The sequence below is a fragment of the Ideonella flava genome (genome assembly GCF_051857595.1).
Lineage (GTDB): Bacteria > Pseudomonadota > Gammaproteobacteria > Burkholderiales > Burkholderiaceae_C > Ideonella.
On sequence record NZ_JBPZHD010000007.1, the window covers coordinates 279,733 to 303,323 of the forward strand.

At 71.5% G+C, this 23,591-nt stretch carries 26 protein-coding genes and 1 riboswitch; of the genes, 21 read left to right on the forward strand and 5 right to left on the reverse strand.

Annotation, left to right across the window (positions count from 1 at the left end):
* Position 1: 1 nt before the first annotated feature.
* From panD to ACS5PM_RS17105, 4 genes are read left to right on the forward strand one after another with little or no spacing between them, the layout of a single operon-like run.
* Positions 2-403, forward strand: coding sequence for an aspartate 1-decarboxylase (panD, locus tag ACS5PM_RS17090; protein ID WP_439388860.1), 402 nt, complete (start codon positions 2-4; stop codon positions 401-403).
* Positions 403-1,776 (forward strand): adenosylmethionine--8-amino-7-oxononanoate transaminase, encoded by a 1,374-nt coding sequence (gene bioA / locus ACS5PM_RS17095; RefSeq protein WP_439388861.1) that lies wholly within the window; start codon positions 403-405, stop codon positions 1,774-1,776. Before panD ends, bioA begins: the two co-directional genes overlap by 1 nt.
* Entirely contained in the window at positions 1,766-2,443 is a 678-nt protein-coding gene (bioD, locus tag ACS5PM_RS17100) for a dethiobiotin synthase (protein ID WP_439388862.1), read from the forward strand. Before bioA ends, bioD begins: the two co-directional genes overlap by 11 nt.
* Entirely contained in the window at positions 2,440-3,642 is a 1,203-nt protein-coding gene (locus ACS5PM_RS17105) for an aminotransferase class I/II-fold pyridoxal phosphate-dependent enzyme (RefSeq protein ID WP_439388863.1), read from the forward strand. Before bioD ends, ACS5PM_RS17105 begins: the two co-directional genes overlap by 4 nt.
* Before the next feature lie 3 nt (positions 3,643-3,645).
* On the opposite strand, the gene ACS5PM_RS17110 is transcribed toward ACS5PM_RS17105, so the two are convergent.
* From ACS5PM_RS17110 to ACS5PM_RS17125, 4 genes are read right to left on the reverse strand one after another with little or no spacing between them, the layout of a single operon-like run.
* Entirely contained in the window at positions 3,646-4,194 is a 549-nt protein-coding gene (locus ACS5PM_RS17110; protein WP_439388864.1) for a hypothetical protein, read from the reverse strand.
* Positions 4,191-5,015 carry an FAD:protein FMN transferase gene (locus ACS5PM_RS17115; RefSeq protein WP_439388865.1) on the reverse strand — a complete coding sequence of 275 codons (825 nt, stop codon included), beginning with the start codon at positions 5,013-5,015 and terminating at the stop codon, positions 4,191-4,193. Before ACS5PM_RS17115 ends, ACS5PM_RS17110 begins: the two co-directional genes overlap by 4 nt.
* An 8-nt stretch (positions 5,016-5,023) precedes the next feature.
* Positions 5,024-5,566, reverse strand: coding sequence for an FMN-binding protein (locus tag ACS5PM_RS17120; RefSeq protein WP_439388866.1), 543 nt, complete (start codon positions 5,564-5,566; stop codon positions 5,024-5,026).
* 37 nt (positions 5,567-5,603) lie between these two features.
* Positions 5,604-6,491, reverse strand: a complete 888-nt coding sequence (locus tag ACS5PM_RS17125; RefSeq protein ID WP_439388867.1) for a DUF6662 family protein — start codon at positions 6,489-6,491, stop codon at positions 5,604-5,606.
* A gap of 161 nt (positions 6,492-6,652) precedes the next feature.
* A riboswitch (cobalamin riboswitch) is annotated at positions 6,653-6,907 on the forward strand.
* A 79-nt stretch (positions 6,908-6,986) separates the two neighbouring features.
* Here ACS5PM_RS17125 and ACS5PM_RS17130 point away from each other — a divergent pair.
* Genes ACS5PM_RS17130 through ACS5PM_RS17195 form a run of 14 tightly spaced genes read left to right on the forward strand, consistent with a single transcriptional unit; the run spans position 6,987 to position 20,098 of the window.
* The gene (locus tag ACS5PM_RS17130; RefSeq protein WP_439388868.1) at positions 6,987-8,909 is read left to right on the forward strand and encodes a TonB-dependent receptor domain-containing protein; all 1,923 of its coding nucleotides are present in this window, start codon (positions 6,987-6,989) and stop codon (positions 8,907-8,909) included.
* Between the two features lie 16 nt (positions 8,910-8,925).
* The gene (locus ACS5PM_RS17135; RefSeq protein ID WP_439388869.1) at positions 8,926-9,480 is read left to right on the forward strand and encodes a bifunctional adenosylcobinamide kinase/adenosylcobinamide-phosphate guanylyltransferase; all 555 of its coding nucleotides are present in this window, start codon (positions 8,926-8,928) and stop codon (positions 9,478-9,480) included.
* Entirely contained in the window at positions 9,477-10,358 is an 882-nt protein-coding gene (locus ACS5PM_RS17140) for an ABC transporter substrate-binding protein (protein WP_439388870.1), read from the forward strand. The genes ACS5PM_RS17135 and ACS5PM_RS17140 overlap by 4 nt, the downstream gene beginning before the upstream one ends.
* The gene (locus ACS5PM_RS17145; RefSeq protein WP_439388871.1) at positions 10,355-11,434 is read left to right on the forward strand and encodes a FecCD family ABC transporter permease; all 1,080 of its coding nucleotides are present in this window, start codon (positions 10,355-10,357) and stop codon (positions 11,432-11,434) included. Before ACS5PM_RS17140 ends, ACS5PM_RS17145 begins: the two co-directional genes overlap by 4 nt.
* The gene (locus ACS5PM_RS17150) at positions 11,427-12,185 is read left to right on the forward strand and encodes an ABC transporter ATP-binding protein (RefSeq protein WP_439388872.1); all 759 of its coding nucleotides are present in this window, start codon (positions 11,427-11,429) and stop codon (positions 12,183-12,185) included. Before ACS5PM_RS17145 ends, ACS5PM_RS17150 begins: the two co-directional genes overlap by 8 nt.
* Positions 12,186-12,755: a cob(I)yrinic acid a,c-diamide adenosyltransferase gene (cobO, locus tag ACS5PM_RS17155; RefSeq protein ID WP_439388873.1), complete on the forward strand. Its 570-nt coding sequence runs from the start codon at positions 12,186-12,188 to the stop codon at positions 12,753-12,755.
* Positions 12,756-12,761: 6 nt separating this feature from the next.
* On the forward strand, positions 12,762-13,433 hold the full coding sequence (locus ACS5PM_RS17160; RefSeq protein ID WP_439388874.1) for a Dph6-related ATP pyrophosphatase: 672 nt from the start codon (positions 12,762-12,764) through the stop codon (positions 13,431-13,433).
* Entirely contained in the window at positions 13,430-14,341 is a 912-nt protein-coding gene (gene cbiB / locus ACS5PM_RS17165) for an adenosylcobinamide-phosphate synthase CbiB (protein ID WP_439388875.1), read from the forward strand. The genes ACS5PM_RS17160 and cbiB overlap by 4 nt, the downstream gene beginning before the upstream one ends.
* Positions 14,338-15,348: an aminotransferase class I/II-fold pyridoxal phosphate-dependent enzyme gene (locus ACS5PM_RS17170; protein WP_439388876.1), complete on the forward strand. Its 1,011-nt coding sequence runs from the start codon at positions 14,338-14,340 to the stop codon at positions 15,346-15,348. The genes cbiB and ACS5PM_RS17170 overlap by 4 nt, the downstream gene beginning before the upstream one ends.
* A complete protein-coding gene (locus ACS5PM_RS17175) occupies positions 15,348-16,847 on the forward strand; it encodes a cobyric acid synthase (RefSeq protein WP_439388877.1) in 1,500 nt (499 codons plus the stop codon). Before ACS5PM_RS17170 ends, ACS5PM_RS17175 begins: the two co-directional genes overlap by 1 nt.
* Entirely contained in the window at positions 16,844-17,671 is an 828-nt protein-coding gene (locus ACS5PM_RS17180) for a cobalamin-binding protein (RefSeq protein ID WP_439388878.1), read from the forward strand. The genes ACS5PM_RS17175 and ACS5PM_RS17180 overlap by 4 nt, the downstream gene beginning before the upstream one ends.
* 8 nt (positions 17,672-17,679) lie before the next feature.
* Positions 17,680-18,726: a nicotinate-nucleotide--dimethylbenzimidazole phosphoribosyltransferase gene (gene cobT, locus ACS5PM_RS17185; RefSeq protein WP_439388879.1), complete on the forward strand. Its 1,047-nt coding sequence runs from the start codon at positions 17,680-17,682 to the stop codon at positions 18,724-18,726.
* Positions 18,726-19,511 carry an adenosylcobinamide-GDP ribazoletransferase gene (gene cobS, locus ACS5PM_RS17190; RefSeq protein ID WP_439388880.1) on the forward strand — a complete coding sequence of 262 codons (786 nt, stop codon included), beginning with the start codon at positions 18,726-18,728 and terminating at the stop codon, positions 19,509-19,511. Before cobT ends, cobS begins: the two co-directional genes overlap by 1 nt.
* Entirely contained in the window at positions 19,508-20,098 is a 591-nt protein-coding gene (locus ACS5PM_RS17195) for a histidine phosphatase family protein (RefSeq protein ID WP_439388881.1), read from the forward strand. Before cobS ends, ACS5PM_RS17195 begins: the two co-directional genes overlap by 4 nt.
* On the opposite strand, the gene hemP is transcribed toward ACS5PM_RS17195, so the two are convergent.
* The gene (hemP, locus tag ACS5PM_RS17200; protein ID WP_439388882.1) at positions 20,050-20,256 is read right to left on the reverse strand and encodes a hemin uptake protein HemP; all 207 of its coding nucleotides are present in this window, start codon (positions 20,254-20,256) and stop codon (positions 20,050-20,052) included. The genes ACS5PM_RS17195 and hemP overlap by 49 nt on opposite strands.
* A 187-nt stretch (positions 20,257-20,443) precedes the next feature.
* On the opposite strand from hemP, the gene ACS5PM_RS17205 reads away from it, so the two are divergent.
* The 3 genes from ACS5PM_RS17205 to fabB all read left to right on the forward strand — a co-directional run bounded on the left by ACS5PM_RS17205 (position 20,444) and on the right by fabB (position 23,525).
* Positions 20,444-21,667 carry a PepSY-associated TM helix domain-containing protein gene (locus ACS5PM_RS17205; protein WP_439388883.1) on the forward strand — a complete coding sequence of 408 codons (1,224 nt, stop codon included), beginning with the start codon at positions 20,444-20,446 and terminating at the stop codon, positions 21,665-21,667.
* Positions 21,668-21,745: 78 nt separating this feature from the next.
* A complete protein-coding gene (gene fabA / locus ACS5PM_RS17210) occupies positions 21,746-22,306 on the forward strand; it encodes a 3-hydroxyacyl-[acyl-carrier-protein] dehydratase FabA (protein WP_439388884.1) in 561 nt (186 codons plus the stop codon).
* A gap of 1 nt (position 22,307) precedes the next feature.
* The gene (gene fabB, locus ACS5PM_RS17215; protein WP_439388885.1) at positions 22,308-23,525 is read left to right on the forward strand and encodes a beta-ketoacyl-ACP synthase I; all 1,218 of its coding nucleotides are present in this window, start codon (positions 22,308-22,310) and stop codon (positions 23,523-23,525) included.
* Positions 23,526-23,591: the final 66 nt, after the last annotated feature.

A 23,591-nucleotide genomic window follows, 5' to 3' on the forward strand; every position in this document is an offset into this window, starting at 1 on the left:
CATGTTCAAGACCTTTCTGCACGCCAAGATCCACCGCGCGACGGTGACCCACTGCGAGCTGCACTACGAGGGCTCCTGCGGCATCGACCAGGACCTGCTGGAAGCCAGCGGCATCCGCCCCAACGAGCAGGTGCACATCTGGAACGTCAGCAACGGCGAGCGCTTCATCACCTATGCCATCGCCTCGCCGCGCGGCTCGGGCGTGATCTCGCTCAACGGCTCGGCCGCGCGCCGCGCCAGCGTGGGCGACCTGGTCATCATCGCGGCCTTCGCCTCGGTGCATGACGACAAGGTGGACGAGCATGTGCCGAAGCTGGTCTTCGTCGACGAAGGCAACCGGATCAAGGAAGTGCGGCACGAGCCGGCCGGGCCGCAGTCCGGTGTGGAACCCGACGAAGCCTGATGAGCTTGAACGACGACTGGCGCCGCCGCAGCCTGGCGGCGGTGTGGCACCCGTGCACGCAGATGAAGCTGCACGACGCCGCGCACGCGCAGCCGCTGATCCCGGTGGCCCGCGCCGAGGGCGTTTGGCTGCATGACCACGAAGGCCGGCGCTACCTCGACGGCATCAGCTCCTGGTGGGTCAACCTCTTCGGCCACAACCATCCCGGCATCCGCGCGGCGCTGGTCGACCAGCTGAACACGCTGGACCATGTGATGCTGGCGGGCTTCACCCATGCGCCGGTGGTCGAGCTGTCCGAACGGTTGTCGGTGTTGACCGGTCTGGGGCATGCCTTCTACGGCAGCGACGGCGCCAGCGCGACCGAGATCGCGCTGAAGATGAGCGCGCACTACTGGCGCAATGCAGGCCGGCCCCAGAAGTGCAAGTTCGTCGGCATCGCCGGCGGCTACCACGGCGAGACGGTGGGCGCGCTGGCGGTGACCGACATCGCGCTGTTCCGCGAGGCCTATGCGCCGCTGGTGCGGCTGGCGGCGATCGTGCCCAGCGCCGATGCGCGCCAAGCGATGACCGGCGAGTCCGCGGACGATGTGGCCGAGCGTGCGGCCGCGGCGCTGGATGCGTGGCTCGCGGACCATGCCCACGAGACGGCCGCGCTGATCGCCGAGCCGCTGGTGCAGTGCGCGGCGGGCATGGCGATGCACGACCCGCTGTACGTCAAGCGGCTGCGCGAGTTGTGCCACAAGCATGAGATCCACCTCGTGCTCGACGAGATCGCCGTCGGCTTCGGCCGCACCGGCACCTTGTTCGCCCACGAGCAGGCCGGCATCCGCCCCGACTTCCTGTGCCTGTCCAAGGGCCTGACCGGCGGCACGCTGCCCTTGTCCGCCGTGCTGACGACCGACGCCGTCTACGCCGCCTTCTACGACGATGAGGTGGCGCGGGGCTTCCTGCATTCGCACAGCTACACCGGCAACCCGCTGGCCTGCCGCGCGGCGCTCGCGACGCTGGACCTGATCGAGCAGACGGATGCGATCGCCCGCAACCGGGTGACGGCCGAACGGCTGGTTGCGCAGTTCGCTCCGCTGTCGGCCCATCCTCGGATCCGGCATGCCCGGCAGCGGGGAATGATCTTCGCCTGGGACATCGCGACCAGCCTGCCGGACTTCGCGCGCCGGTATGCGCGCCACGCGCTCGCGCAAGGGCTCGTGCTGCGGCCGATCGGGCACACCTTGTATGCCATGCCACCCTACGTGATCAGCGAGTCCGAAGGCGAACAGCTGGCGCGCGGCGCGCTGGCGGCGCTGCAGGCTACGCTGGCAGAAGAGCAGGGCAGTGCGGTGGCGAACGAGCGAGGCACCGTCGATGGCGTCTGAAATCTTCTTCGTCACCGGCACCGACACCGGGGTCGGCAAGACGCTGTGCAGCGCCGCGATGCTTCACGCGCTGGCACGCCGTCACGCCCGCGTGGTCGGCATGAAGCCGGTCGCCGCCGGACTGATCGAGCATGAGGGCCGACTGGTCAGCGAGGACGTGCTGGCACTGCGCGCGGCTTCGACGCTGGCGGTGGCACCCGAGCTCGACAACCCGGTGTCGCTGCCCGAGCCCTTGTCGCCACACCTCGCCGCGCGCCGGGCCGGCGTCACTGTCCGTGTGGCGGATCTGCTGGCGCCTGCGAAGGCGCTGGCCGAGATGAGCGACGCCCTGGTCGTCGAAGGCGCCGGGGGCTGGCGCGTGCCGCTCAATGACGAAGGTGAGACGCTGGCCGACTTCGCGCGAGCGCTGGGCGCGCCGGTGGTGTTGGTGGTGGGCCTGCGCCTGGGCTGCCTGAACCACGCGATGCTGACCGCCGAGGCCATCCGCGCCGATGGCCTGCAGATCGCGGGCTGGATCGCCAACCGCGTCGATCCGCAGATGGCCTGCGCCGACGAGAACCTCGCGACGCTGCGCCAATGCCTTGGCGCTCCGCTCCTGGGCGACGTCCCCTGGTCGCCTTCGCCGGATCCGCGAAACATCGAACTGAACTTTCCTGCCCTTGCATGACCTGGCTTGATGAATTCGACGGCCGCCTGGCCGAACTGGACGCTGCCCACCTGACGCGCAAGCGTCGCGTCGTGGTCCCTGAAGCGGGGGCCCGCATGACGGTCGACGGCCGCTCCATGCTGGCCTTCTGCAGCAACGACTACCTGGGCCTCGCCGGCCACCCGGCGCTCAAGTCGGCGGTGCATGAGGCCGTCGAGACCTACGGCGTAGGCGCCGGTTCCTCGCCGATGGTCAGCGGCTACAGCGCTGCCAACGCTTTGCTCGAGAGCGAACTCGCCGCCTTCGTTCAACTGCCGCGGGCGCTGTATTTCTACGCCGGCTTCGCGACCAACGCCAGCATCGTGCCGGCGCTGGTCGGCGCGGGCGACGCGATCTTTTCCGATGCGCTCAACCACGCCTGCCTGATCGACGGCTCGCGCCTGTCCAAGGCGGCAATCCACCGCTTCGACCATGCCGATCTCGCCGCGCTCGACGCGCAGCTGGCCGCGGAGCCCGCGCGCCGCAAGCTGATCCTCAGCGATGCCGTGTTCAGCATGGACGGCGACGTGGCGGACATCCCCGCGCTGCTCGCGCTGGCCGAGCGGCACGACGCGCTGCTGCTGCTCGACGACGCGCATGGCTTCGGCCTGCTCGGGCCGCAGGGTCGCGGGGCCGTCGCCGCCGTCGGGTTGACGGGCGCCCAGGCATCGCCGCGCGTGCTCTACATGGCCACGCTGGGCAAGGCTCTCGGCGTGGCAGGCGCCTTCGTGGCGGGGCCGGAACGCCTGGTCGAATGGCTGCTTCAGAAGACGCGCAGCTACACCTACGCCACCGCGGCGCCGGCCCTGTTGGCCGAGGCCTTGCGAGCGGCCCTGCGCGTGGTCGGCAGTGCAGAGGGCGACGAGCGCCGTGCGCATCTCGAGCGGTTGATCGCCCGGCTGCGTGACGGGCTTTCGCCGGGTGCCGATGCCGCGGTCGACGCAGCCGGCTGGCGCCTCATGGAGTCCGCCACCGCCATCCAGCCGCTGGTCATAGGCGACAACGCAAGCAGCCTGCGCGTGATGGCCGGCCTGCAGGATGCCGGCCTGTGGGTGCCGGCGATCCGCCCGCCCACCGTGCCGGCCGGCACCGCCCGGCTGCGCATCGCGCTCAGCGCCGCGCACCAGGCGGACGAGGTCGACACGCTCGTGCGGGCCCTGCGCACCTTGGCGCGCGCGTAGGCGTCAGCGCGGCGCGGAGCTCGGCGAGCTTTCGCGCAGGGGCTGGGCCACGTGAGCCGCGGCCGCGTGGCGCGACCGCAGCAGGCGCGCATGCACGAAGCCGAGCGCCGCCATCGCGAAGCCGGCCCCGGCATGCAGCCAGCCCATGGCGGGCCGCCAGTCCTCGGGCGCGAAGTAGTACAGCGCATAGCCGGTGAGGACGATGAGCGCTGCCAGGCTCAACATCGCGACACCGGTGTGGCGCTGGGTCGCCCGGTCTGCCCGGCGGTGCGCGCTGCGCGTCACGCGCCAGCCGGCCGGCACGTGGGCCGCCGCCAGCATGCCGAGCGCGAAGAGACCGGCGAAGGCCGCGGCGCCATGCACCCGCATGCACAGCACCTCGAGCGGATGCGGCAACTCGCCGGCGCCCGCGCCGATGCTGTAGTGCACCCCGAGCCAGACGATGCCGGTGACCAGCAACAGCGCGGCGGTGAGGTTGAGCACGCGGCGTTGCCACGCTGGGAGGCGCAGCACCGGATGAGGGTGGTGCTGATGCGACGGGTGATGGCTCACGCCTGCGCCTCCAGGTTCTCGATGAGGCAGCCGCCGAGTGCGCGCACGCGGGCCGCGCGTTCGCGTGCCGGCGCGGCTGCGGCGACCTTGGTCAGGGCGTCGGCTCGCCAGGCGCTGCGCGCGATGACGCTGTGCACGCCCCGCGGCAGGCGGCGAGCGCCTCGCCCGACCAGCAGGGCCGGGAATCGTTCGGGTTCACCAAGCCGCACGCCGGAACTCGCCAGCGCCCCGCAGCGCAGCCCTCCCAGCGGTGTCAGCCGGCCATCGGCTTCGCGGCGGGACACCGGCAGCACCAGTTCGCCGAACACGCGCAGGTCGCCACCGGCATTGACCCAGCCGGCAGCGGCGCCTTGACGGCGAAGGGCGCTCACGGCCAGGTCGACGGCGAAGCCTTTCGCGATGCCGTCGAGCGTCAACCGCACCGCGCGCTTCAGCCGCGCCCAGCCTTCGCCGATCTCGATGTCGCCGGCTTCGCCGCGCGGCAAGGCCGGCGCGCCACCATGGTCCGGCAGGGCGCCGGCCTCGACCAGCGTGCCCCCCACTGTGCAATCGAAGAGGCCGCCACTGTGCGCCGTCATCGCTCGCGCCAGTCGCAGCAGCCTGACCGTGCGGCGATGCACCCGCAGCACTTGCCCGCCGGCGGCATTCAGGCGGGTCAGTTCGCTGTCGGTCGACTGGAAGCTCCACCGCGCCTGCGCCTGTTCGAGTTCGGCGAATCCCGCGTCGATCATGCGGGCGAGCTCGACATCCGGCGCGTCGGCCTCCACGCCGATCTCGACGAAAGTGCCCAGCAGCGGCCGCATGCGTTGGAGCCGGCCCATGGCGTTGCTCAGCCGCGGGACAGGTAGAGCTGCTGGACGACCAGCAGGCGCTTGACGCCATCCAGCAGGTTGCGGCACGACAGCGTTGCGCCGCTGATGTTGGGCACGTCCTCGTCGAGCTTGAACTTGTCGCCGAGCGACTTGCCGACGAAGTGCTTGCGCCAGTCCGCATCGCGCACCTGGCCGCCGTGGGTCTCGCGGTAGCTCAGGATCTCGATGCCGAGCACCTTGCCGTCGCGGCCCACCGCCGTGGCGTAGGTGATGAACTCGTGCTTGCCTATCACCTCGTCGACGAAGAACCAGCCGAGCTGCTGGCCATCGCGCTCGGCACGCCAGACCTTGACTTCGTCAGTGCGCTGCCGCACGCCGGCCTGGTCCTTGATCTTGTCGCGCTGATCGGACGTGAGCTTGAGCGTGGCATCCGTGAACGTCTTCGCCGCCGGGAACAGCAGGGTCTGCGCCTGCGCCACGCTGAGGTAATCGGTGGCGTGGGCCTGGGCCAGGAAGGCCGTCGGCAGCAGCAGGGCGGTCAGTTCGAGAGGGCGGGGCATGGCGGCGGCGGCATCGCGGTGAGGGGGAAGGAATGGCTCAGAAGTTGTAGCCGACCTTCAGGCGGATCTCGCGCTTGGTCTTCTCGATCAGGTGCAGGTCGGTGTCGGTCTGGCCGGCGTACTTCTCGCCCCCGCCGCGGACCTGCTGGAACCAGGTGAAGGTGCCCCACCACTTCTCTCCGCCGTAGTGGATCGAGGGGCCGGCGAAGAGCGACCAGCGCTCGGTGCCGACCTCGGTCTCCCACTCGGTCTCGTGCATCGCCTCGGCGCCGACATACCAGCCCGGCGCGAAGCGGTAGGACAGGCCGGTGCCGACCTTGGCGTTGATCTCCATCTCGGGGTCGGTCGGCCAGTCGAAGCCTTCCGGCAGGTTGGAGATGGCGGCGCGCTTTTCGTAGGCGGCGCGCAGGCCTATGTTGCCGACCCAGGTCAGCTGGCCTTCGAGGAAGTACTTTTGCGCGGCCAGGGTGGACTCGAACTCGAACTCGGTCTTCTTGCGGCCCGAGTGCGGGTCGATCCAGCCGTATTCGAAGGTCGAGATGCTGGACAGGCCGAAGTCGTCCTTGGCCGGGCTGAGGAAGTTGTACTTGGTGCCGAGCTCGATGCTGCTGGGCTTGAGGCCGAACTTGTTCGCGCCGGGCAGGTAGCCGTCGATGACCAGGCCCGAGGTGTTCAACGACATGGCGTTCAGCTCACCGGAGACCTGGAAGCGGTCGGTCAGGCCGTACTCGATCTCGGTCTTCGAATCGAGCGCGCGGTAGGTGCCCTGGCCCTTGTCGGCGCGCTGGGTGAACCACTGGTAGAACTCGGTCGCGCCCTTGGGCAACACCTCGGCCCCGCGGACGTAGCCCAGCAGGTTTTCGTCGGCGTGGGCGGTGGCGGACAGGGCCAGCATCGCGGCGGCAAGAGGGAGCGGGAGCTTCATGTTCTGGTCGGGGACGCCGGGACGGGGCGGTCGGTGGAGGCTGGAAAGACGGCGCATTCTAAATACGAATGAGTCGCATGTGTCTTTACCGTCGCAGGCATACCACGGGACTGCCGCCCCATCGTCTCTTGATCTGACCCGGGGCTGCGTCAGCCTCAGCCGTTATGATCCCGGCCGTTGGTGCTCGCGCCGGCCATCCTGGGTCGGCGCAGTTCAACGGGAAGCAGGGCGGGTCGTGCCCACGGTGACGACCCCAACCTGCGCTGCCCCCGCAACGGTAAGCGGACGAAGGCGGTCTCGATCGAGGCTGCTTTCTGCTCGTGACGACAAACCCACTGCGTGCCCGCAAGGCATTCGGGAAGGGGTCACGGGTCGCCTCCGCCAGCCCGGATACCGGCCAACGAGGTGGCGTGCCGCACGCAAGTGCAGCGCGCCGTGAGGTGCGAGCTGGCGGGGAAGCCGGCATGCACGTGTGTCGTCTTCGCCGCTGTATCCATGTCCGTCCTGCTCGCCCGGCCCCGCGCCGCCCTGGCGCTCGCCTGCGCCTTGCCCGCCGCGCTTTCCTTCGCCCCCGCCCACGCCCAGTCCACTGCCGTGGCCACCGCCGCTGCCGCCGCAGTCGATCCGGAGCGCATCGTCGTCACCGGCTCGCGTGAGCCGGTGCCCGCCGGCCGCCTGGCCGGCGACCTCGTCGTCATCGACGCCGACCAGATCCAGGCCTCGACCGCCGATTCGCTGGAGGACCTGCTGCGCCGCGAGGCCGGCCTGCAGTTGCAGCGCAATGGCGGCCCCGGCGCCTCGGCCGGCCTGATGATGCGCGGCGCCGGCGTGGGCAACACGCTGGTGCTGGTCGATGGCGTGCGCGTCGGGTCGGCCACGCTGGGCCAGGTGGCGTTCGAGGGCTTGAGCCTCGGGATGATCGACCACATCGAGATCCTGCGCGGCCCGGGCTCCAGCCTCTACGGCGCGGACGGTGCCGGCGGTGTGGTGCAGATCTTCACCCGCCAGGCCGATGGCCGGACGCGCTTCGGCGCCTGGCTGGCCGCCGGCCAGTACGGCGCGCTGGAGGGTTCCCTCAACGCCAGCGGCCGCGTGGGCGCGATCGACCTCGCCGGCTCGCTCTCGCACGACCAGCTCGATGGCGTGTCGGCCCTGCGGCCGAACGACCAGTTCGGCAACTACAACCCCGACCACGACGGCTCGCGCCGCACGACCGCGCAAGCCCAGCTCGGCTGGAACGTCGTCGAAGGCCAGCGCATCGGCCTCAGCGTGATGTCGACCCAGCTGAACTCGCAATTCGACAGCAGCGAGTTCCTGCCGTCCGACTATGCGCAGGACAACCGGCCGGACTTCCGCAACAAGCTGGACAACCAGTTCGCCGCGCTCGACTACCGCGCCCACTGGGGCGCCGACTGGACCACCACGCTGCGCGCTTCGACGCAGGAGGACGACCTTCGCAGCGGCGGCACGCAGATCGACCGCTTCCGCACGCGGCGGGAGCAGCTCGATGCCCAGGCCACCTGGCGCGTCGACGGCGACCAGCGCCTGACCTTCGCCTACGAGGGGCTGACCGAGAAGGCCTCTTCGAGCAACTACGTCGCCGACGTCAAGCGCGACAACAACGCGCTGATCCTCGCCTGGCTCGGCCAGGTCGGCCCGGTGAGCACGCAGGCCGATCTTCGCCACGACGACAACTCCGTCTACGGCCAGGTGACGACGGGCCGCCTCGGCGGCAAGGTGAAGCTGGACGAGACCTGGCGCCTGCGTGCCCTGGCAGGCTCGTCCTTCCGCGCCCCGAGCTTCAACGACCTGTACTACCCCGGCTACGGCGTGCCAGGCATCCAGCCGGAGCGTGGCATCAGCATGGAGTTCGGCGTCGACGGCCGCTGGGAAGACTTCGATGTCTCGGCCACCGCCTGGCGCAACCGCACGCGCGACCTCATCGTCTACGAAAGCGACCGCAGCTTGTGCCCCGCGGACGCGGCCTACGACTTCGGCTGCGCGGCCAACGTCGGCCACGCTCGGATGCAAGGCCTGACCCTGTCCGGCGGCTGGCATCTGGGCGGCTGGGAGCTGCGAGGCGTCGCGGACTTCCTCGATGCGAAGAACACCGACACCGGCGCCCGGCTGAACCGCCGCGCCGCGCACCAGCTGAGCCTGTCCGCCGACTACACCAGCGGCGACTGGCGTTTCGGCGCCGCAGTGCTGCAGGTGGGTTCGCGGCCGGATGGCAGCAGCTACCAGCTGGCTGAAGAGACCACGCTCGACCTGAACCTGCGCTGGCAGTTCGCGCCGCGCTGGTCGCTGGAGGCCAAGCTGCTGAACGCCACCGACGAGGATGTGCAACCGGTGCGCGATTACCAGGGCCTGGGCCGCCAGGCCTGGATCGGCATCCGCTACGCGTTCGACGCGCTTTGAGATAGCGGCGCGGCCCATGCACGAGCTCATCCTCGGCGGCCAGAAGAGCGGCAAGTCGCGCTGCGCCGAGCAGCGTGCGGCCGACTGGCTGGCGTATGGCCACCGGCGCGAGGCCGTGCTGATCGCGACCGCACTGGCGGGCGACGGCGAGATGGCCGAGCGCATCGCACGCCATCGTGCCGATCGCGCCGCGCGCGTGCCGCGTTTGCAGGCGCTCGAGGTGCCGCACGAGCTGCCCGAGGCGGTGGCCGAGCACTCGTCGCCGCAGCGCCTGCTGGTGGTGGATTGCCTCACTCTATGGCTGACGCAGCTGCGGCTGCCACTGGCCGGGCCTGCGCTCACCGAGTCGCAATGGCTCGCCCGCCAGGCTGCGCTGTGCGATGCCCTGCGCGAGGCGGCGGGGCCGGTCGTGCTGGTGTCCAACGAGATCGGGCTGGGCCTGGCGCCCCTGTCTCGCGAGAGCCGCCAGTTCCTCGATGCGCTGGGCCTGCTGCACCAGCGCGTGGCCGCGGTGTGCGAGCGCGTCACGCTGATGGTGGCTGGCCTCGAGATGGCGGTGAAGCGGCCATGAGGGCGCGGCAGCTGCTCATCCTGTTGTGCGGGCTGATGCTGTCGCTGCAGGCGGCGGCCGAGATCGTGCTGCGCGACGACGGCGGCACCGAACATCGCCTGGCCGCGCCGCCGCAGCGCATCGTCAGCCTGCTGCCCTCGCTGACCGAAACCGTGTGTGCTCTCGGCGCCGGCACGAGGCTGGTGGGCGTCGACCGCTACTCGAACTGGCCCGCCTCGGTGAGTGCGCTGCCTCAGCTGGGCGGACTGGAGGATGCGCAGGTCGAGCGCATCGTCTCGCTCAAGCCCGACGTGATCCTGGCCGCGAAATCGGCGAGGGTGATAGAGCGGCTGCGTTCCTTGGGCCAGCGCGTGGTGATCCTCGAGTCGCAGACCCACGCCGACGTGCGGCGCACGCTGACGCTCCTGGCGCGGCTGCTCGGCACGCCCGGCGCGGCGGAGGCGGTCTGGTCAGGCATCGAGAAAGACGTGGTCGCCGCCGCGTCGCGCGTGCCTCCCTCGCTGCGCGGACAGAAGGTCTATTTCGAAGTGGCGCCCGATCCCTATGCCGCAGGCGCCGGCTCCTTCATCGGCGAGACGCTGGCACGGCTGGGCATGGACAACGCCGTGCCGCGCGAGCTCGGACCGTTCCCCAAGCTCAACCCCGAGTACATCGTGCGCGCCCAGCCCGACGTCGTCATGGCCTCGGACCGGGCGCTGCGCTCCATGCCGGGCCGGCCCGGATGGCAGGCGCTGCGCGCGTTGCCGCGCCGGGCTTGCGGGTTCGACACGGCGCACTACGAGTTGCTGATCCGGCCCGGGCCCCGCATGGGCGAAGCGGCGCGCGCGCTGGCGGATTGCCTGGTGGGCCTCGAGCGCTCGGGGGAGGGCGTTCGATGAGCTTGCCGCCGTCACCGCCAGTGGCGGCGCGGGCCCAAGCGCAGCTCGATGCCGATCGCCTCGAGCGACGGCGCCGGCATCGACTGCTCGTCACCCTTGCCGCGATGGGCCTGGTGCTCGGCGCACTCGGCCTGGCGGCCGGGCCGTCGGGCCTGTCGTGGCATGAATTCATGGCGGACCTGCAGGGCGAGCAGGCCGCGCTCATCCTCGGCCAGATCCGGGCACCGCGCACCCTGGGCGCCTGGGGGGTGGGCGCCTTGCTGGGCCTGGCCGGTGCGTTGGCGCAGGGCTTGTTCCGCAACCCGCTGGCCGATCCCTACCTGCTCGGCACGGCGGCGGGCGCCGGCCTGGCGGTGGTGCTGGTGCTGGCCGGCGCCTCGCTGGGCGGCGTCGCCATCGGGCTGGCGAGCGCGGAGTGGCTCGGCCGGCTCGGCCTGGTCGTGGCCGCTTTCGTGGGGGCTCTGGCCGGGCTGGTGTTCACGCTCGCGATGGCGCGCGGCGCACGAGAGCCGATGCGCCTGCTGCTGGCCGGCGTGGTGGTCGGCGTGGTGCTGGGCGCGGCGAGCGACCTGGTGACGACCCTCTCGCCCGAGGCCCTGCGCGGCAAGCAGAGCTTCCTGCTGGGCAGCACCGGCTTTCTCGGCTGGTCCAGTTGCGCCTGGCTCTTCGGCGGCCTCGCGCTGTTGTTGCCGCTGGCGCGCCGCCATGCCCGCGCGCTGGATGCGCTCACGCTGGGCGAGGACAGCGCGGCCAGCCTGGGGCTCGATTTGCCGCGGCTGCGGCTGGTGCTGGTTCTGCTGTTGGCCCTGGCGACGGGGCTGGCGGTCTCGCAGGCCGGGCTGGTCGCCTTCGTCGGCCTCGTCGCACCGCACCTGGTGCGCCGCCATGCGCCGGCACCGCAGGGCTACACGCTGCTGGCCAGTGCGGCCATGGGCGGCGTGCTGCTGCTCGGGGCCGACGTGGTGGCGCGCAGGCTGATCGCGCCGCAGGAGCTGCCGGTGGGCGTCGTGACCGCGTTGCTGGGCGGCGGCTACCTGATGCGGCTGTTGCATCGGAAGGAGGCCGGCGGTGCTTGAAGCGCGCGGCCTGTTCGTCGAGCTGGGGCAGCGAGAGGTGCTGCGCGGCGTCAGCGCGTCCCTGGCTCCCGGCTGGACGGCGATCGTCGGCCCCAATGGCGCGGGCAAGTCGACGCTGCTGCGCGCGCTGGCCGGCCTCGTCGTTCCCAGCCGAGGCGAGGTGCGCCTCGAAGGCAGGCCCCTGGCCGACTGGCCGCGGCGCGTGCGGGCGCAGCGGCTGGCCTGGCTCGCGCAGTCGGGGCCTGCCAGTGGCGAGCTGACGGCGCGCGAGACGGTCGCCCTGGGCCGCCTGCCGCACCAGGGCCTGCTGGGCGAGTCCACGCCGGCCGACGAAGCGGCGGTCGAGGCCGCGATGCATGCGACCGGCTGCACCGCCTGGGCCGCTCGCCGGCTCCAGGCCCTGTCCGGCGGCGAGCGCCAGCGCGTGCTGCTGGCTCGCGCGCTGGCCACCGGCGCCCCGGTGCTGCTGCTGGACGAACCGACCGCGCACCTCGATCCGCCGCACCAGGTGGCGCTGGTGCGCCTGCTGCGCCGCCTGGCGTCCACCCACACCGTGGTCACCGTGCTGCATGAGCTGACGCTGGCGCTGCGGGCCGACCACCTGCTGGTGTTGCGCGAGGGCGTGGTGCAGGCCGAGGGCGCGCCCGCCGAACCGGCGTTGCGCGCCGCGCTGCAGGCGACGTTCGACCACGCCATCCACATCGACGAACGCGGCGGCCACCCCGTGGCCTTGCCGTGCCTGGAGGACTGAATGGAAATCGAAGCACCCCCCATCGACCGCAGCACGCCCAAGCCCGAAGGCGAACGGCGCGGCCTGGTCCTCGTCCACACCGGCGACGGCAAGGGCAAGAGCACGGCCGCCTTCGGCCTGGCCCTGCGTGCGCATGGCCGCGGCAAGCCGGTCAAGGTCTACCAGTTCATGAAGGTGCCCTCGGCTCGCTTCGGCGAACACCGGCTGTTCGAACAGCTGGGCGTGCCGATCGAGGGCCTCGGCGATGGCTTCAGCTGGAAGAGCCGCGACCTCGATCACTCGGCGCAGCTGGCACGCGAAGGCTGGGCCCGGGCCGAGGCGACGATCCGCGGGGGCGAGCACTTCCTCGTCGTGCTGGACGAGATCACGTACCCGCTGCGCTACGGCTGGATCCCGCTGGAGGTGGTCCTGGCGGCGCTGCGGGAGCGGCCCCCTAACACCCACGTCGTGCTGACCGGCCGCAACGCCCCCGAGGAACTGATCGAGCTGGCCGACACGGTGACCGAGATGCGCCTGGTCAAGCACCACTTCACGGCCGGTGTGCCGGCGCAGCGCGGGATAGAGGACTGAGAGCCCATGAAGACCGCTGCCATCAGCTGGAGCGCCGGCAAGGATTCGTGCCTCGCGCTGCTGCGCGCCCGTGAGGCCGGGCTGGAGGTGCGCAGCTTCCTCACCATGCTCGACATCGACGGCACGAGCAAGAGCCATGCGCTGCCCTCGGCGCTCATCGCCGCGCAGGTGGCGGCATTGGGCGGCACCTGGCATCCCGCCGTCGTCGGGCCCGGCGACTACGGCCACGCCTTCGGTGCCGCGCTGCAGCAGCTCAAGGACAGCGGCCACAGCCACATGGTGTTCGGCGACATCGACCTGCAGGCCCACCGCGACTGGCTGCAACCCATGTGCGAACGCGCCGGCCTCGAAGCCGTGTTCCCGCTCTGGGGCGAGCCACGGGCCGCACTGGCCGAGGAGATCGTGCGCCGAGGCATCAAGGCACGGCTGGTGTGCGTCGACACGGCACGGCTCGAGGCGTCCTTCTGCGGCGCCGAATTCGACGCGGCGCTGCTGGCGCGCCTGCCCGCCACGGTCTGCCCTTGCGGGGAGGACGGCGAGTTCCACACCTTCGTCTGGGGCGGGCCGGGCTTTTCCGCGCCATTGAACCTGGGGCCCGGCACGCCCCGCCGCGAGGCATCGCGACCCCCGCTGTCGCCGACCGAGCTGGTGTTCTGCGCGCCGGAGCTGCTGCCGTGACCAGCGCCATGGCAGCGCTGCTGCTGGCCTGGACGCTGGACCTGCTGTTCGGCGAGCCTCCGAATCGCTGGCATCCGGTGGCAGCCCTGGGACGTGTGCTCGGCCCGGTCGGGCGGCGGATCAGCACCTGGCGGCCGGCGCCGGCGTTCGCGGCGGGCGCCATCGCCTGGCTGGCGCTCGCTGCGCTCATCGGCGGTGCGGCGTGGTGGGTCGAGACCCTGCTCGCGAGCAGGCTGCCGGCCCTGGTCGCCGCCATCGTGCTCGGCCTCCTTCTCAAGCCCTGCTTTGCCTGGCGCATGCTGCGCGACGAGGTCGCCGCGGTCGAGACGGCCCTCGAGACCCAAGGCCTGGAGGCCGCGCGCATCCGGCTGTCTCGCCTCGTCAGCCGAGACGTTCGGCAGGCCGACGAGGCGGCGATCCGGCAGACGGCGATCGAGACCCTGGCCGAGAACCTGAACGACTCCGTCATAGCGCCACTGGCCTGGTATGCCGTGCTCGGCCTGCCGGGAGCGGCCGTCTACCGCCTGGCCAACACGGCCGATGCGATGTGGGGCTATCGCGGCCGCTATGAATGGGCCGGCAAATGGGCCGCTCGGGCGGACGATGCCTTGTCGTGGGTGCCGGCGCGGATCACGGCGGCACTGTTGCTCGGCGTTCGTCCCGCTTGGGGGGCGTTGGCGCAGGAGGCCCGCCACACGCCTTCGCCCAACGGCGGCTGGCCCATGGGCGCGATGGCGCTGCATCTGGGCGTGCGCCTGGCCAAGCCCGGCGTCTACGTGCTGAACGGCGCCGCGCCTGTGCCTGATGCGATCGCCCTGCGCGGGGCCTTGAGCCGTGCCCGTGCAGCGGCCTGGGCGGCGATGGCGTTGACCGCCGCCGCGCTGGTCGCCAAGGGAGGGCTGTCATGAGCCGGACGCACGGCGGCCCGGACGCGCGCGGCGTGGCACGCTGGGATTTCTCCACCAACGCCAACGCCGCGGGCCCGTGCCCTCTCGCGCTCGAGGCCTTGCGCCGCGCCGATCCTTCCCGCTATCCCGATCCGGCCTACCACCGGCTGCGCGAGCAGCTGGCGGGCTGGCATGGCGTTGAGGTCTCGCGCATCGTCATCGCGGCCAGCGCGAGCGAGTTCATCCAGCGCATCACGGCGGTGGGTGCGCGGCTCGCGCCCGGGCCGGTGCAGGTGCCGCGGCATGCCTACGGGGACTACGCGGCGGCGGCGCAGGCGCATGGTCGTGCCGTGGTCACCAAAGGGCAGGACGACGAACTGGCGCCGACCTTGCGCTGGTGCGCCGATCCATCGAGCCCGCTCGGCCAGGACAGCCCGCCCCCGGCGGACTTGAAGCTCTGCACCACTGTGCTGGACGCCGTCTACGCGCCCTTGCGCCTCGAAGGCAGCAGCGCCTGGGGCGGCGCGGCCCGTGACGCGGTCTTCCAGCTGGTCAGCCCGAACAAGGCGCTGGGGCTGCCCGGCGTGCGGGCCGCGTACGCCATCTCACCGAATGGCGGAGGCGACATCGCGCTCTGGGCCACCGCATTGGCGGCGACGGAACCGTCATGGCCTCTTGGCGCGGACGGCGTGGCCCTGCTCGAAGCCTGGGTCGGCGATGGTGCCCAGCAATGGCTGGCCGAGCAGCGTCCCCGGCTGCGCCAATGGAAGCGGACACTCGTTCAGTTGCTGCTGGCCGCCGGTGCCGAAGTGCAGCCCAGCGTGACACCCTTCGTGTGTGCTCGCCTGCCGGCCGGCGTCACCCCCCAAACATTGCGCACTTGCGGCATCGCCGTGCGCAACGCCGGCTCGTTCGGCCTGTCCGGTTGGGTACGCTTGAGTGCGCAGCCGCCGGCGTCGATGGACGCCCTGCGCCAGGCGCTGCACGAGCGACCAGACGACCCAACCTTGTTGACCACGGAATCCTGATGACGGCACGCGCGATCATGGTCTGGGGCTGCTCCAGCGGCGCCGGCAAGAGCCTGCTGACGACCGCGCTGTGCCGCTGGGCGGCGCGGCGCGGCATCGATGTGGCGCCGTTCAAGGCGCAGAACATGAGCAACAACGCCCGCGTGGTGGCCGGCCAGAACGGCCGCTACGGAGAGATCGGCGCGGCGCAGTACTTCCAGGCGCTGGCGGCGCGCGTCGAGCCCAGCGTCGACATGAACGCCGTCCTGCTCAAGCCCGAGGGCGAGACGACGAGCCAGGTCGTGGTCAACGGCCGGGTGGCGCCCGGCTTGTCGCGCATGCCGTGGCGCGAACGCAGCCACCAGCTGGCGATGGCCGCCCGCGAGAGCTTCGCCCGCCTACGGGACCGCCACGAGCTGCTGGTGATCGAAGGCGCTGGGTCGCCCGCCGAGATCAACCTCGCCGCCGAGGACTACGTCAACCTGGGCACCGCGCGATGGGCCGCGGAGAGTGGCCGCCTCACCAGCCTCATGGTGGCCGACATCGACCGCGGCGGCGCCTTCGCCCATTGCTACGGCAGCTGGGCCCTGCTGCCCAAGGACCTGCGGGCCACGCTGGCCGGCTTCGTCTTCAACAAGTTCCGCGGCGATGCCAGCCTGCTGGCGCCCGGCCCGGAGCAACTGGAGCAGATGACCGGCGTGCCGCTCGCGGCCGTGCTGCCGATGCGGCGCGACCACGGCGTGCCGGAAGAGGACGGGGTCTTCGACCACCATCCCATCGCGTCGGCGGCTCCCCTGCAGGGCGTGGCTGCTCCGGTGCGCACGGTGGCGGTGGTCGCCTACCCGCAGGTCAGCAACCTCGACGAGTTCCAACCGCTGCGCCAGGTGCCGGGCCTGCGCCTGGTCTGGGCCCGCAGCGTGGCCCAGTTGCACGGCGCCGACTGGATCGTCCTGCCCGGCTCCAAGCAGGTCAGCGGCGACCTCGCCTGGCTGCGCGCGCAGGGGCTTGACCGCATGTTGCGCCTGTACGCCGCGGCCGGCAGGCCGCTGCTCGGCGTGTGCGGCGGGCTGCAGATGCTCGGTCGCACCCTGTCCGACCCGGAGGGTGTGGACGGCGAGGCCGGCAACTGGCCGGGCCTCGACTTGCTGCCGCTGGTCACCCGCTACGAGGCACACAAGCGGGTGGGCCGCGCTTCGGGCAGCTTCACCGGCCTGGCGTCGGGCCCCTGGCGGGCCTTGAACGGCGTGGAGGTCTCGGGCTACGAGATCCGGCAGGGACGCACCTCGCCCCTGGACGGGCAGGGCGCCACGGCGGTGCTGCGCGACCGCGAGGGCCTGCCGCTGGCCTGGGCAGCCGGCTCGGTGCTGGCGACCTCCGTGCACGGCCTGTTCGAATCGCCCGCAGTGCTGCGCGCCCTCTTCGGTGTCGGCGTGAAAAGCCTGGACGACAGCTTCGACGAGCTGGCCGACATGATCGACTCCTGCTTCGCGCCCGGCCTGCTCGCGCGCCTTTGCGAATGACCCAAGCCACGCCTGACGCCATCGCCGCCATCGGCCCGCAGCGCATCGTCTGCCTGACCGAAGAGACCACCGAATGGCTCTACCTGCTGGGGCAGGAGCAGCGCATCGTCGGCATCTCCGGCTACACCGTGCGGCCGCGACGGGCACGCGACGAGAAGCCGCGCGTGTCGGCCTTCCTCGACGGCAAGGTCGACAAGATCGTGGCGCTCGAGCCGGACCTGGTGATCGGGTTCTCGGACATGCAGGCGGCGCTGGCCGACAAGCTGATCCGCGCCGGCCTGAACGTGCTGGTGACCAACCAGCGCAGCGTGGCCGAGATCTTCGCCACCTTGCGGCTGGTGGCCGGCCTGGTGGGGTGCGCTGCGCCGGCCGAGGCCTGGATAGCCGAACGCGAGCGCGCCTTCGCGGCGATGGCGCAGGTCGCGGGTCGCTGGCCGCGGCGGCCGCGCGTCTACTTCGAGGAATGGGACGAGCCGATGATCAGCGCCATCCAGTGGGTTTCGCAGCTGATCGGCATCGCGGGGGGTGACGACGTCTTCCCCGAGCTGGGCTCGCAGCGCATGGGGCGCGACCGGGTCATCGCCGACCCGCTGGAGCCGGCGCGCCGCGCGCCGGAGCTGATCGTCGGCTCCTGGTGCGGCAAGAAGTTCCGGCCCGAGAAGGTGGCCGCGCGGCCCGGCTGGGCCGAGGTGCCCGCGGTGCGCGACGGCCGCCTGCACGAGATCAAGTCCTGCGACATCTTGCAGCCCGGCCCCGCGGCGCTGACCGACGGCGTGGCGCAGCTGCATCGCCTCTTTGCCGACTGGGCCCACGCCAGCACATGACTGACAAGATGAACGCACCTTTGAACATCGCCAGCCTGGACGACGCCGCGCTCGCCGCTCGCGTTCAGCACCGCCTGGACCACCTCACCAAGCCGCTGGGAGCCCTGGGCCGGCTCGAGGCCCTGGGCCTGCAGATCGCGCTGGTGCAGGGCCGCGAGCGGCCGCGGCTGGAGGCCCCGCAACTCGTGGTCTTCGCGGCCGATCACGGCATCGCCGCACGCGGCGTCTCGGCCTACCCGAGCGACGTGACCTGGCAGATGGTCGAGAACTTCCTGGCCGGCGGCGCGGCGGTGTCGGTACTGGCGCGCCAGCACGGCCTGGCGCTGACGGTGGCCGATTGCGGCGTGAAGCACGATTTCGGCACCCGCGCCGGCCTCGTCGACGCCAAGCTCGCGCTCGGCACCGCGGATTCGAGCCGTGCCCCGGCCATGGGGCGCGCGCTGTGCGAGCAGGCGATGGACCGCGGCGCCGCGCTGCTGCGCTCGCTGCCCGGCAACGTGCTGCTGCTGGGCGAGATGGGCATAGGCAACACCTCGGCCGCCAGCCTGCTGATGAGCCGCCTGGCTGGCCTGCCGCTGGTCGATTGCGTGGGCCGCGGCACGGGTCTCGACGACGCCGGCCTGGCGCGCAAGCTGGGCGTGCTCGGCGAGGCGCTCGCGCTGCACGCGGCGGCCATCGAGCCGCTGGACGCGCTGGCGGCGCTGGGCGGGCTGGAGATCGCGACCATGACCGGCGCGGTGCTGCAGGCCGCGGCCGAGCGCCGCCTCGTCGTGGTCGACGGCTTCATCACCACGGCCGCCGTCGCGGTGGCCGCGGCGCTGGCACCGGCGGTGCTTCAGCGCTGCGTGTTTGCGCACGCCTCGGCCGAAAGCGGCCACGCGCGCTGGCTGAAGGTGCTCGGCGTCCAGCCGCTGCTCGACCTGGGACTGCGCCTGGGCGAGGGCTCCGGCGCCGCGCTCGCCTGGCCGGTCATCGACTCGGCCTGCCGGGTGCTCGAGGAGATGGCGAGCTTCGAGTCGGCCGGGGTCAGCGAGAAAGTCGGCGAGCAGGCCTGATGGAGGCGCTGCTGCGCGAACTGCGGCTGGGCTTCGTCGCGCTGCAGTTCCTCACCCGGGTGCCATCGCCGCGCTGGGTCGGCTTCGAGCCGGAGTGGCTGAACGCATCGGCGCGCCACTTCCCTCTGGTGGGCGCGCTGGTGGGGGCCGTCGGCGCGGCGGTGCTGCTGTCCGCCTCGATGCTGTGGCCGCCCGTCGTCGCGGCCTTGCTGGCGCTGGCGGCCACCGTGTCGATCACGGGTGCCTTCCACGAGGACGGCCTGGCCGACACCCTGGATGCGCTGGGCGGCACCGTCCCGCGCGAGCGGGCCCTGGCCATCATGAAGGACTCGCGCATCGGCAGCTATGGCGCAGTGGCCTTGATCGTCGTATTGGGCACCAGGGTGGCATTGATGGCCTCGCTGTGCGCTGGCCCATGGCCACTTGTCGTTGCAGCCATGGTTCTTTCGCATGCACTGGGACGCGCCGGCGCGGTGACCCTGATGGCATTGCTGCCCTACGCGGGCGATGCCGAGCATGCCAAGGCCAAGCCGCTGGCCACCGCGATCGGCCCGGTCGAATGGACCACGGCACTGGCGTGGGGCTTCGGGCTGGTGGCCGTCGGCGCGGGCGTGGGGGCGTTCTCGCCCGGCCGTGCACTGGCTGTCCTGGTGCTCGCCGCCAGCGTGCCGCTGCTGATGCGCCACTGGCTGCGCCGCCGCCTGGGCGGCTACACCGGCGACACGCTGGGCGCAGCGGAGCAGTTCACCGAGGTAGCGGCTCTGCTCGCGCTGTGCGCGGTGTGACGGTGCCGCTGGCGGCTGATCTGCTGCTGGCCTGGCGCCACCCGAGGCCCGAAGGCGCCGAGGGCCGCTGCATAGGCGCGGGCACCGACCTGCGGGTCGACCCGCGGCGCGCCAAGCGCCTGGCCAGGCGAATCCAGCGCGCTGCACGTCGCCATGAGCTGCCGCGCATCGTCGTGACCTCGTCGCTGCGGCGCTGCGCCGATGTCGGACGGTGGCTGCGCCGCTGGGGCTGGCAGCACCATGTCGACCCGGCCCTGGCGGAACTTCACTTCGGCGATTGGGAGGGCCGGCCCTGGCACGAGATCCCTCGTGCCGAGCTGGACGCCTGGTGCGCCGATTTCAGCGGCTGCCAGCCCGGAGGAGGCGAGAGTCTCCAGACGATGCTCGAGCGCGCCGGTCGCTGGCAGCCGGGGCTGGCGCGTTTGGTCGTCGGCCACGCCGGCTGGCTGTTGGCGCGGCGCTGGTGTGAAGAGCAGGGGGATGAAGGGCCCCGGCCGACGGCGCAGGAGTGGCCGCCGGCGCCGCCGTACGGAGCGCTCTACTTGGTGAGGATGAGCTTGCCGGTGCCGGTGCGGCGCAGCCGATAGACCTGGCCGGCGTGCATGATCAGCGCCTCGTCGCCGGCGCCGAGCAAATCCTCACTTCGGTATTGCGGGCCGCGAGGCGTGTGGAACTGGAGAACGGCAGTCGGCGCCGGGCTCGGCGGGAGGCCGGGAGGCGTCGGCGGCGGGGTCGGGATCGTCATGCCGGCATCGTAATACGACTGATTCGCATTGCCGATCAAAAAGCCGAGTGATCGAGCGGGTCATCGCTGAAATACCCGCCGCCCGTTGGCTTTATGCAAATAGGAACCATTCTCAATAGAATGCGTTCACTGCCCTCGCCAGCCCTCCGCCAGCACCGGGACCCGTTGTTCCGCAGCCGGAGTCGCGATGCGCAGCCTCCTCGTCCGCCTGCACCGCTGGTTCGGCCTGGCCGCGGCGGTGTTTCTCTTCATCGCCGGGGCGACCGGCGCCGTCATCTCCTGGGACCACGAGCTCGACGCCTGGCTCAACCCGGCGCTGTACGAGGCTCGCACGGACGGCCCCGCATGGCCCGTGGACGAGCTGGTCTCGCGCATCGAAGCGGCCGACCCGCGGGTGCGCGTCAGCTACCACCCGCTGGCCATCGAGCCGGGCCACACCTTCGTCGCTTCTGTCACGCCGCGCTGGGATGACACCGCCGGCGCCCTCTACCAGCCCGGCTACAACCAGGTCGCCCTGGACCCGGCTACTGGCGCCCTCCAGGGCCGGCGCGAGTGGGGCGCGGTGTCGCTCACGCGCGAGAACCTGCTGCCCTTCCTCTACAAGCTGCACTACTCGATGCATCTGCCGGCCAGCGGCGGCATCGAATGGGGCCTCTGGCTGATGGGCCTGATCGCCGTCGCCTGGGTGCTGGACACGCTGGCGGCCATCGTCATCTCCTTCCCCAAGGCGAGCCAGTGGAAGCGCTCGTTCAGCTTCCGCTGGTCTGCCGGCGGGCGCCGGCTGGTGTTCGACCTGCACCGCTCCGGCGGCGTCTGGCTGTTCCTGCTGGTGCTGATGCTGGCGGTCACCTCGGTGTCCATGAACCTGAACACCCAGGTCATGCGCCCGGTGGTGGAGTGGTTCTCGCCCTTGACCCGGTCCCCGTTCGCCAGCCGCAGCCCCGCCGCGCGGCCGATCGAGCCGCGGGTCGGACGGGCCGAAGTGCTGGCGCGCGCCGAGGCCGAGGCTCGGCGCCGCGGCTTCACCGAGCCGGCCGGCGGCGTGTTCCTCTCGCCGGAGTTCGGCCTGTGGGGCGTGGGCTTCTTCAGGGCGGGCCACGACCACGGCGACGGCGGCCTGGGCAACGCCTGGCTCTATTTCGACAGTCGCACCGGCGAGCTGGCCGGTGCCCACGTTCCCGGCACCGGCAGTGCCGGCGACCTGTTCCTGCAGAGCATGTTCCCGCTGCACTCGGGCCGCCTCCTCGGCCTGCCGGGCCGGGTGCTCATCTCGGCGCTGGGCGCGGCGATTGCTCTGTTCAGCGCCACGGGCGTCTGGCTGTGGTGGAGCCGCCGCGTCGCGCAGGAACGCGCTGCTCGCGGCCGACCGCGTGCCGGGGCGCCCAACGCGGGCTTGACGCCGGTCGCGTAGACGTCACGTCGGGCCGGGCACAATCTCGGCTTCTCGCACCCGAATGGCGCCCCGCGCAACCGCGCGCCCGACCGACCCATGCAGGACACGCTCTCTCCCGCCCCCGCCCAGCCCAGCCAACGTGCGCAGGGCCGCCACCAGTACAGCCGCGAGGAGCTTCTCGCCTGTGGCCGCGGCGAACTCTTCGGCCCCGGCAATGCCCGGCTGCCGCTGCCGCCGATGCTGATGATGGACCGCATCGTCCGCATCGACGACACCGGCGGCGCGCACGGCAAGGGCAGCATCGAGGCCGAACTCGACATCCGGCCGGACCTGTGGTTCTTCGACTGCCACTTCGAATCCGACCCGGTGATGCCGGGCTGCCTGGGGCTCGATGCCATGTGGCAGCTGGTCGGCTTCTGGCTCGGATGGCGCGGCAACCCCGGCCGCGGCCGGGCGCTCGGCTCCGGCGAAGTGAAGTTCTACGGCCAGATCCTGCCGACCGTGAAGACGGTCACCTACAAGCTCGAGCTCAAGCGCGTGATCGAGCGCAAGCTGGTGATGGGCATCGCCGACGGACGGCTGTTCGCCGACGGCCGCGAGATCTATTCGGCCACCGACCTCAAGGTCGGTCTGTTCACCTCGACGGAAGACTTCTGACATGCGTCGCGTCGTCGTCACCGGCTACGGCATCGTCTCCAGCCTCGGCAACAACCGGCAAGAGGTTGCGCAGACTTTGCGAGAGGGCCGCTCAGGCCTGAAGTCCAACCCGCGCTACGCCGAGCTCGGCATGCGCTCGCAGGTCAGCGGCCGGCCCGATCTGAGCCTGGAGGCGGCGATCGACCGCCGCACCCTGCGCTTCATGGGCGATGCGGCCGGCTACGCCTACCTGTCGATGCAGCAGGCCATCGAGCACGCCGGCCTGTCGCCGGAGGATGTCTCCAACCCGCGGACCGGCCTGGTGGCGGGCTCGGGCGGCGCCTCGAGCTTCAACCAGGTCTGGGCGGCCGACACCCTGCGCGCCAAGGGCATCAAGCGCGTCGGGCCGTTCATGGTGACGCGCACCATGGGCAGCACCGTGTCGGCCTGCCTGGCGACTCCCTTCCACATCAAGGGCGTCAACTACTCCATCACTTCGGCCTGTTCGACCAGCGCGCATTGCATCGGCCATGCCGGCCAGCTGATCGCGTGGGGCCAGCAGGACGTCGTCTTCGCCGGCGGCGGTGAAGAAGAGAGCTGGGAGCTTTCGCTGCTGTTCGACGCGATGGGCGCGATGTCCAGCAGCTTCAACGACCGGCCCGAGCGCGCATCCCGCGCCTTCGATGCCTCGCGGGACGGTTTCGTCATCGCCGGCGGCGGCGGCATGATGGTGCTGGAGTCGCTGGAGCACGCCCAGGCGCGCGGCGCCCACATCCTGGCCGAACTGGTCGGCTTCGGCGCCACCTCCGATGGCCACGACATGGTGGCCCCGTCCGGCGAAGGCGCCGTGCGCTGCATGCAGCAGGCGCTTGCCACGGTCAAGACACCGGTGGACTACATCAACGCCCACGGCACCTCCACGCCGGTGGGCGACCTGGCTGAGCTGAACGCCGTGCGCCGGGTCTTTGCGGACAGCAAGGTGCCTGCCATCAGCTCGACCAAGTCGCTCTCGGGCCACTCGCTCGGCGCGGCCGGCGTGCAGGAGGCGATCTACTGCCTGCTGATGATGGAGCACGGCTTTGCTGCCGCTTCAGCCCACATCGAGCAGCTGGACCCCGCGGCCGAAGGCCTGCCGATCCTGCGCGAACGCCTCGATGCGCCCGTGAACACCGCGATGTCGAACAGCTTCGGCTTCGGCGGCACCAACGCCACGCTGGTCTTCAGCAAGTTCGCCGCCTGATTCCGGCGCGGCCAGCGCACGGCCGATGTCGAAGCGGCCGCGCTACCCCCTCGGGGGGTGGCCCGA